Source organism: uncultured Thomasclavelia sp. (assembly GCF_944324745.1).
Lineage (GTDB): Bacteria > Bacillota_I > Bacilli_A > Erysipelotrichales > Coprobacillaceae > Thomasclavelia.
Window position 1 is genome coordinate 1 of sequence record NZ_CALUXO010000061.1, and the last position, 8,992, is coordinate 8,992.

General features: G+C 29.0%; 6 protein-coding genes. 2 read left to right on the forward strand and 4 right to left on the reverse strand.

Annotation, left to right across the window (positions count from 1 at the left end; translation table 11 throughout):
- Window positions 1-806: 806 nt before the first annotated feature.
- Window positions 807-1,868: a toll/interleukin-1 receptor domain-containing protein gene (locus tag Q0K54_RS07905; RefSeq protein ID WP_087256922.1), complete on the forward strand. Its 1,062-nt coding sequence runs from the start codon at window positions 807-809 to the stop codon at window positions 1,866-1,868.
- Between the two features lie 55 nt (window positions 1,869-1,923).
- Here Q0K54_RS07905 and mngB read toward each other — a convergent pair whose 3' ends face one another.
- The 4 genes from mngB to Q0K54_RS07925 form a co-directional block, all read right to left on the reverse strand.
- Window positions 1,924-4,650 carry a mannosylglycerate hydrolase gene (mngB, locus tag Q0K54_RS07910; RefSeq protein WP_087256920.1) on the reverse strand — a complete coding sequence of 909 codons (2,727 nt, stop codon included), beginning with the start codon at window positions 4,648-4,650 and terminating at the stop codon, window positions 1,924-1,926.
- A gap of 48 nt (window positions 4,651-4,698) precedes the next feature.
- Complete coding sequence (locus Q0K54_RS07915) at window positions 4,699-5,796, reverse strand: PTS fructose transporter subunit IIC (RefSeq protein ID WP_087256919.1); 1,098 nt, start codon at window positions 5,794-5,796, stop codon at window positions 4,699-4,701.
- 99 nt (window positions 5,797-5,895) lie between these two features.
- A complete protein-coding gene (locus Q0K54_RS07920) occupies window positions 5,896-6,207 on the reverse strand; it encodes a PTS fructose transporter subunit IIB (RefSeq protein ID WP_087256917.1) in 312 nt (103 codons plus the stop codon).
- Window positions 6,208-6,657, reverse strand: a complete 450-nt coding sequence (locus Q0K54_RS07925; RefSeq protein ID WP_087390310.1) for a PTS sugar transporter subunit IIA — start codon at window positions 6,655-6,657, stop codon at window positions 6,208-6,210. It lies immediately after the preceding gene.
- Window positions 6,658-6,843: 186 nt separating this feature from the next.
- Between Q0K54_RS07925 and Q0K54_RS07930 the strand changes: the two genes are divergently transcribed.
- Window positions 6,844-8,784 carry a BglG family transcription antiterminator gene (locus Q0K54_RS07930; protein ID WP_241146462.1) on the forward strand — a complete coding sequence of 647 codons (1,941 nt, stop codon included), beginning with the start codon at window positions 6,844-6,846 and terminating at the stop codon, window positions 8,782-8,784.
- The last annotated feature ends 208 nt before the right edge of the window (window positions 8,785-8,992 follow it).

The window sequence follows — 8,992 nt, forward strand, 5'->3', positions numbered from 1 at the left end:
TGGAATGTGCATGAAAAAGAGGCCAATCCCAAAAAACAGCGACAATGACCAAGATAATCGTTAGGAAAAACGCACAGAGATCAAAGAGGAACCAGTACAGGACAGTCAGCAAAGTGAGGGCAAAAGCAAAGGAAGCAGCGGTTACTTTCACTATCATCTTCATAATAGAAACCTCTTTCTTATCTTTCTACCTATATTTTACCATAGCTGCTCGGGGACATAAATGTTACGAATGATTAGTGAAACCTGTCCTCTGGAAATTGGACTAAACTTTTGATATAATTAAAATGAAAAATTTGAGAAGTCTATTTTATGGACAATAATACACTACAAACCATAAAGAATATAGTTTTAATTGCTGTACCAATTATTACAGCCTATTCACATATCAAACAAATAAGAAGTCTAAAAAAGAATTAAACGATGAATTAGAGGTACGTCTAAAGGAGCAGGATAATGAAACAGCCAACGAGTTAAAGAAAATGCAAAAACAATTAGAAGTACAAAACATGCAAAGTTCATGGAAAGACTGTACTCTCCTACCACATAAAAGTATATTGACGAAGCGGACGCAAAGAAATATGGTAATGTTTCGAGTTTAACCGCATTAGTTTCTCAAACATATGTGGAAATTTGGATGTTGAAGACTTAAAAACATTAAATATAATGCTTCTAAGTATACAACTTCCTGATGAAAGTGAAGAACTTTATCCTCATAAGATTTCAAAGTTAATGGGACATAAAAAATTACTTCGTTATATTGATAAACTAATAAAAAATTACCACTCATAGAATGGAGGGAAAACATGATTAAGAAAACTGTCTTCATAAGTTATAGTCAAAAAGATAAAGAAAGGGTTTCTTTATTTGCAAGTTTAATGGCTAAAAATGGTTTTGATATCTGGATGGATGTAAAAAATATTTCGCTGGGAGAAAGTATAATTTCAGCAATAGCAGAGGCTCTAAATAATGTAGATATATATATGCTTTTTATTTCCCACAATTCGAGCGAATCTCCTTGGGTAACAGAAGAATTGAATATTGCTCTAACTAAAAACATCGAGAATAAGAAGCCTAGAATTATCCCTGTACTATTGGATGACTGCAACATTCCGTCGGCTTTGTCAGGACGTTTATACTTGGATGCCCGCAAATCAATTCAAAGTGCCTTAGTGCAGTTACACAGAGAATTCCAACAGACCGATGTAAATAATACGGTATCGATTGCTTCTCCCCAAAGACCCATTTTAACAGGAGTTATATTTGGTTTAAGTAAAGAAACTGATATTTCTATTGGGCCATTTTGTGATGGATTTACAAAAGACGATTTAGTAAATAATCGAGAAAAAGTGCAACGGTTACTTCGTAAAAGAGCTAACGGAATATTAATGAATTTTGTCCCGCTAAGTGATTTTGATTTGCAGTCTCCTATGCCAAAATATAAAAATGGTGTGTATGATGAATCTGTAGAAAAAATATCTGGGAGTACAGCTTCAAGTATTTGCGAAAAAGTTATGGCAAAAGCAACAGTTTTTAATCCTGATGAAAAAAAACTCGATATATTGATAAAAACTAAATTAGACAAATTATTTGTTACTTCATTAACTTATATTTTCTCGATACCGTTTCAAGAAAGTGACTTTGATAAAAAGTGCATTCAACGGATTCAAGATAACTACTCTATCATTTCATACGATTTTGAGGATGGAGCAACTATTGAATATGATAGCAATTTTTTTGTTAGTATTAGATGCACATCTGAACAAATTCAAATAAAACTACAGGCAGAATATGACTTCACATTTTCCAAAAAGGCTATTAATTTCTCGCCTCTTAAATTTATTACTTGGTTGATAAAAGGAATATAATAACAAAGAAGTGCTAGAATTTCTAGTACTTCTTTTTTACATAATTGAGTTATAACTATTTAACTAATATCGTTATAAATTTACAATGTGAAATTGGTTCAATTGTTATAGAATTATTAACAACTTTTATCTCCTTAGATATTTCTTCTTTTAAATTAGTATAATAAGCTTCACTAATATTAAAATTAAAAGTTAATTTATCACCTATATCTTGATGATCCTTTCCATTAAACAAACGAATTACATAACCTTTACCATCTTCACTTTTCTTAATTGCACTTACTACTAATTTATTTTGACTTTCAAATAAAGAATTAACAACCGGTAAATTTTGTTCTACATCTTCTTGTACAAAAATCAATCTACCATTTAAAAAATCTGCATATTCATAAACTTGTATAGGCGTATTATATTCTTTAGCTAAAATATCAATATCAGCATTATTAATATCACTATTAAAAGTTGTAAATCCTAATTTAAAATCCATCTTCTTTAATAACTGTGCTGCCGGTGTTGCAACGATTCTTTCACCTGAAGCTCGACCAGGACGATAAACTAAATTTTCTTTTCCCATAAAACCATATGTTCTAAACAACGTTAATCTAATTTGATTTCCCTGCTCTCCAACAATTTCATATTCACGAACTCCTTGAGGTATAACAGCTATACCTCGATTATTATTTGCAAGTGCAACATAACTTTGGGTTGGTTCAATTGAAATTGGTGGCTCTTGCCAAGTTGATTGATCATTTGACCAGTTAGCTAATTCTACAACCTTTGGTTGTGCTACTTTTTCTTGATTACCTATGCCTTCAAGATATAATTTCATTTCTTTATCATAACTATTTGGTCGTTTAATTAAACCAAATTGTTGATCAGCATAATTGAACTTAGTTATTAAACCACTATCAAATAAAATACATAAGCGATGTGATAACCCTTGATTATCAACATGTACATTTAAATCAATTACTTTAGAACCTTTTTTTAATACTACTTCTAAAGTTACTGGTAATTTAACACTTGTTATTTGTTTTGAGCGTTCTTTTAAATCTGCAGGAATGGTCATTTCATAATCAATTAATGCTTTTTGATATAGATTTGAACCACAAATTTGATATTCAAACTTACTATCAGTTGAAAACACTTCTAAATCTTGACATGGAGGTGAATAATTGAAACTATCGCCATCGTCTCCATTTTCAACAAGAACTGCTTGATTTTTATAGTGATAATCAGCTAATTTATCATAAATATCTAAACTTCCTTGTTCATTAATTGATATAATATAATATTCATTTTCGATATTCTCTATTTCTTTAAGATCATCATTAGAATGATCATTTAAATCAATTGTATATTGTATATAACCTAATGATGGTATTTCATTTGCTTCAATTGCAATTTTTGCATGATATACTACACTTGGTAAATAAATCTTTTTACTAGGGTTAAGACGAATTGTTTGTGATAAAACATAATCTGTTAAATCTGTTTTTTCAATAACTGTATATTTAACTAAATTTCCATATGCATCTTTAATTGCAAAATTATCTGCTGGTAAGTATGTTTCAAAAACAATTGTTTCTTTACGTTTTTGTGGTAATGTATTAAATAATGTTAATGTAATTTCATTAGTGGTTTCATTTTTTATTTTTGTAGCAATTAATCGAGAATGTAATTCAACTAAATTAACTGCAATATCTCGTACTTGTTTATAACGCATATAAACATCTTCATTAGCAGTATCAAAAATACATGAACCAATTGAATCATGAGCTGCATTTTCAAATAATAATTTCCAAATTTCATCAACAGCTTCATGAGGATAATCATTACCTAAGTGATAAGACATTGTTAACATCGGTTCTAAAATATTAGTAACATAATTTTGAACTTGAGTATTTAACACCTTTAAATCACTTCGTGAAGAAAAGATTGATTTATGAATTCGCATATGTTTTGCAATTACTAATTCACCATTTACTTCTTCTAAAACAGGATTTTCGCTTTTAACATCCTTAATATAATCTTCAATACAACTTATTACATATTCATTATCTGCATCTTTTTCATTTCTTTTTTTAATTAAATCAGGCAAATTTTTACGAATCGGTGCTTGATCAAAACCGTTAGGAAAATAAATATGTCTAGTAGCACTACGACTACCCGCTTTTTTTAAACATTCATTTTGCCAAAACTCTTCACTTTCTTGATCATTTTCAGGAATATTACCTCCAATATAATAACCAAACGGAATTTGAGTTGCAAAAACGACACTACCATCATCACCACGCCAATTATAATCTGTATGTTTAGCCATATCATCACTAACACCACGCCAAAATAAAGTATCTTCGATTCCAAATTGACGATAAATTTGTGGCATATTTCCAGCTTGACCAAATGAATCAGGGACATAACCTACATTCATATATCCCCCTAATTCACTACATCGCTTCATTCCATAATACATATTTCGAACAATGCTTTCACCAGAAATTACTAACTGATCGCTTTGTGTATACCAAGGACCGATTATTAGTTTTTTTGCTTTAACGAGTTTTTCAATTCTTTTTTTATCTTGAGGCATCCATTTTATATAATCATCCAATAACGATGCTTGAGCATCGACCATAAAATATTTAAAATCATCATTTGTTTGTAATGTATCTAAAACATCTTTAAGATTTTTCATTAAATAAACTTTTGACCTAGATGTTGTAAAATACCATTCTCGATCCCAATGTGAATGCGGGATAACATGTACTTTTCTTTTCATATAAACTCCTCTTTAATTTAATAGGAAGACTTTCATCTTCCTAATTTTTTATTCAATTACAATATCAATATCATCAATTGACATTGTTTCTTTGTCATCTTCACTGTCATTAAAATCAACTACCATTGGAGCCACAATTGCAATAAATAAAGCACCAACAATAATTCCTACTAAATATGCCCAACCACCAGTAATTGAAACAAAACCATACATACCACCTACTGGAGGAATATTAGCAGTAGCTCCTAACAAACAACATATTCCAGCACCTAAGGCACCACCAATCATATTAATTGGAATTAAACGACTAGCTTTAACTAATGTAAAAGGAATCGCTCCTTCAGTAATCCCAATAAATCCCATGACCCAGTTACCTTTACCAGCTTCTTTAAAACTAGGTGAAAAACATTTTTTCTTAATCACTGTAGCAATTGCATATGCTAATGGTGGAATACAAATAGCACAATTGATATATACATTTGGTTGATATATTCCTTCTGTCATTAAAACATTACCTGCCATCCAAGCAGATTTATTAATTGGTCCTCCCATATCTGAGGCAACCATTGCCCCTAAAACTATTGAAAGAATCAATTGACTAGTTCCGCCACTACACATATCTCTTAACCAAGATACTAAAGCATCATTAATTGATGCTAGCGGTGTTGCTAAAACAACCCCCATAATTATTGCAACTGTACCAGTCGCTAAAAATGGTAAAATAACTAATGGCATCATTTGTTGCATTGAATCAGGTAATTTTATATGCACTTTACCCCATTTTACAACGTATCCTGCAATAAACGCAGCAATAACTGCTCCTAAAAAACCTGCTTTAGTATTACTAGCTAAAGCGCCACCAATTAAACCTGCTCCAATTGCTGGTTTATCGGCTATTGAAAAAGCAATAAATCCTGCAAGTACTGTATTAACTAAACCAATTCCAGTCCATCCTACTTGCTCTAATAAATATAAAATATGTAAAAAGCCATCTTTAGTTGCATAAGCATCAAGACTATTAACACCCATAGCTACCCCTATCAATTTAGGAATTGCTACAACTAACGATGCTCCAATAATCAAAGGTAACATATAGCCAATACCTGACATTATATGTCCTTTAGCATCTTTTAAAAATTTCTTCATTCTTTATACCTCTCTTTTCATAATTATGCTATAATGAGAGTACACACGACTCATTACAGTTTCGTGGATGCAATTTAACTCCGCCAAGTTAAATTGCTTTTATTTTTGTATTGTTTGAATACATTTTTTTATTACCGCCTCTGGTGCTTTGATACAAGTTGTAATATCAATTCTAATTACTGGTTTTCCTTCAAAGCGTTCCATTCCTAAAATTTTTTGATCAGAAGCAATAATTACAAAAGCTGCATCTTTAGCTTCTTCATCGGTAATTTTATTGATTTGACCCATACTTCCTTGTTGTTCCATTTTCAAATCATATCCTAATTTAGTTCCTGCCTTTTCTAATGCTTTCGCCGCCATAGGTGTATGTGCTAATCCTGCAGGACATGCGGCAATACCAACGATTTTCATTTAATCTACCTCCATATTTCCTAATATATAATCTTTTAACTCAAATTTATTAGTTGATGATTTGACTGTATCTTTAAAATCATCTTCCAATAAACAAGTAGCTAATTTAGATATCATTTGTAAATGAAGATTACCTTCATTTTGTTCAGGAACTAATAGAGAAAATAAATAGTTAACTTTTTTATCATCCAAAGTTCCCCACTCAATTGCTTCATCAGTTCTTAAATATAATATAGCTATTTTTTTTACATGTCTGCTACGTGCATGAGGAATCGCAAATCCGTCTTGTAATCCGGTTGGAAATTCTTCTTCACGTTTTTTTAAATCTTCAAGCAATCCTTCACAATTATCACAAATATTATATTCACTAGCTTTATTTGCAATAAATTTTAATATTTGATCTTTATTGTCTGCTTTTACATTTAAAAAAATATAATCTTCATTAAGCATCACCTTACTACCTCCTTGTTACAACTACATTCTATAGTTAGTAGTAATTAATTTCAATCAAAGTCATTTCCAATAATAAATGGAAACTTATATTATATATGCATCAAGATTTCCAAATTAAAGTGGAAATCGATTGTTTGCATAAAAAAATGATTATCTATACAATATAGATATGATAAGGAAGGCGTGGTAGTAGTGTTTCCATATAATCGTTTAAATGAAATCTTTGATTATGTACGACAAGATAATATTATTTCTGTAAATCGACTTGCATCTTTATTACATGTAACCGATCGAACAATCAGAAGTGATATTCAAATAATTAATGAAATTCTTGAAAAAAATGGATCAAAAATTAAATTAAAAAGAAAAACGGGGTATTATATAGAAATTAATGATCAAGAAAAATACAACGCTTTTTTATATTCAATAAAACAAAATAAAATGAACAATCTTGAACTTGATACTTCTCAAGACCGGATCAAGTATTTATTAAATATATTACTATACAGTAATAATTACATCTCACTTGATGATTTAGCAGATAAAATTTATGTAAGCAAAAATACTTTACAAAATTATATTAAAACTTTAAAAAATATTTTTTTAAAATATAATCTTGAATACATTTCAAAAACTAATGTTGGTATTAAAGTAATTGGTAATGAAAATGATAAACGTAAATGTTTAGTTGAAAATGTGTTATCGTTTAATTTTCAAAATTATGTTACTGGATTTACTAAAGATGAATATACTCTTTTTGAAGGAATTGATCTTGACTTACTTAAACAAATTATTGCTAATAAGTTAACTGTTGCACAGATTAAAACTAATGATTTCAATTTTAAAAATTTAATCATTCATTTTGCATTAATGATTTCACGAATTCAATTTGACTGTTATATCAATACAAATAATGCGATTAAAATTGATGATAATTATGCTAATTTTATTAATGATATAGCTAAAGAAATAGAAGAAGCTTTTGATATTACAATTAGTGAGGGTGAAAAAAAATACATTTATTCTCATTTAGTCGCTAATACACGTTTAAATGATTTAGTTAGTAATGATAATAAAATTAAAGCACTAGTAGAAGAACTATTAAATAATATTTATTATGATTATAATTTTGATTTGCGTAATGATGAAATTCTCTCTCATGATCTTTTTTTACATTTCAAATCAATTCTAAATACAAAATCACTTGCACTAAATAAACGAAATCCTTTATTAAATACGATTAAAGCCAATTTCCCACTTGCATTTGATATTACCCTTACATGTATTACAAAAATTTTCAATAAGCCTCCATATATTTTAACCGAAGATGAAATTGGTTATGTATCATTACATGTTGGAGCTGCTATTGAACGATGTTTTTCTGGCAGTCTTCAAAGAAAAAGTGTTATTTTAGTTTGTGGTTCTGGTCAAGCGACTACAAGAATGTTGGAAGCAAGATTAAATGTTTTCTTTAAAGATAAAATAATGATCGTTCATAGAGCTTCATATAATGAATTTATTAATTATACTAAAAGAGAATTGTTAAATATTGACTTTGTAATTTCTACGATTCCATTAAAGAGTAATTATGTTCCTACTATTACCGTAGATTTTTCTTTAAATAATCAAAATATTGAAGATATTTCTAAATTTCTTACTTCAATATCATTAGATAAAATGAAAAAATCTAATAAATTTTTTGATAAAAATTTATTTTTACATTTAGATAAAATTGAATCCAAAGAAACATTATTAAAGCAAATGTGTCATTTAATGGAAGAGCAAAATATTGTTGATAATGACTATTTTGATTATGTAATGGAACGTGAAAACTTAGCAAAAACGAATATGAATGAAATATTTGCTTTACCTCATCCAATGCGTTTATGTGCTAAAGATACTAAAGTTGCAGTAGCAATTATTGACGAACCTCTAACTTGGTATAAACAAGATACTGTTCAAATAATTTTCTTACTAGCAATAAAACAAGGTGACCAACAAGATATTGAGCATCTTTATGATATTTTTATTGAAATCGTTAATAATCCTAAATTACAGCAAAATATCATTCATTGTCATGATTTTGATAGCTTTATTAATAATTTATTAGATAATATTGAATAATTATTTTTAATCGTTTTTTTAGTGTAATCGAGTAGGAGAAAATAAATAAAATCTTATTTATTTTCGACCTCTCACACCACCAGTGCATGCCGTTCGGCACACGGCGGTTCAAATCTATACTAAATATGTTTTAACTGATATTGGTCTAGTAATGATACTAGACCATTATATTTTAATACTTCATTTCTAAGTGCATATTTTAAAGGTT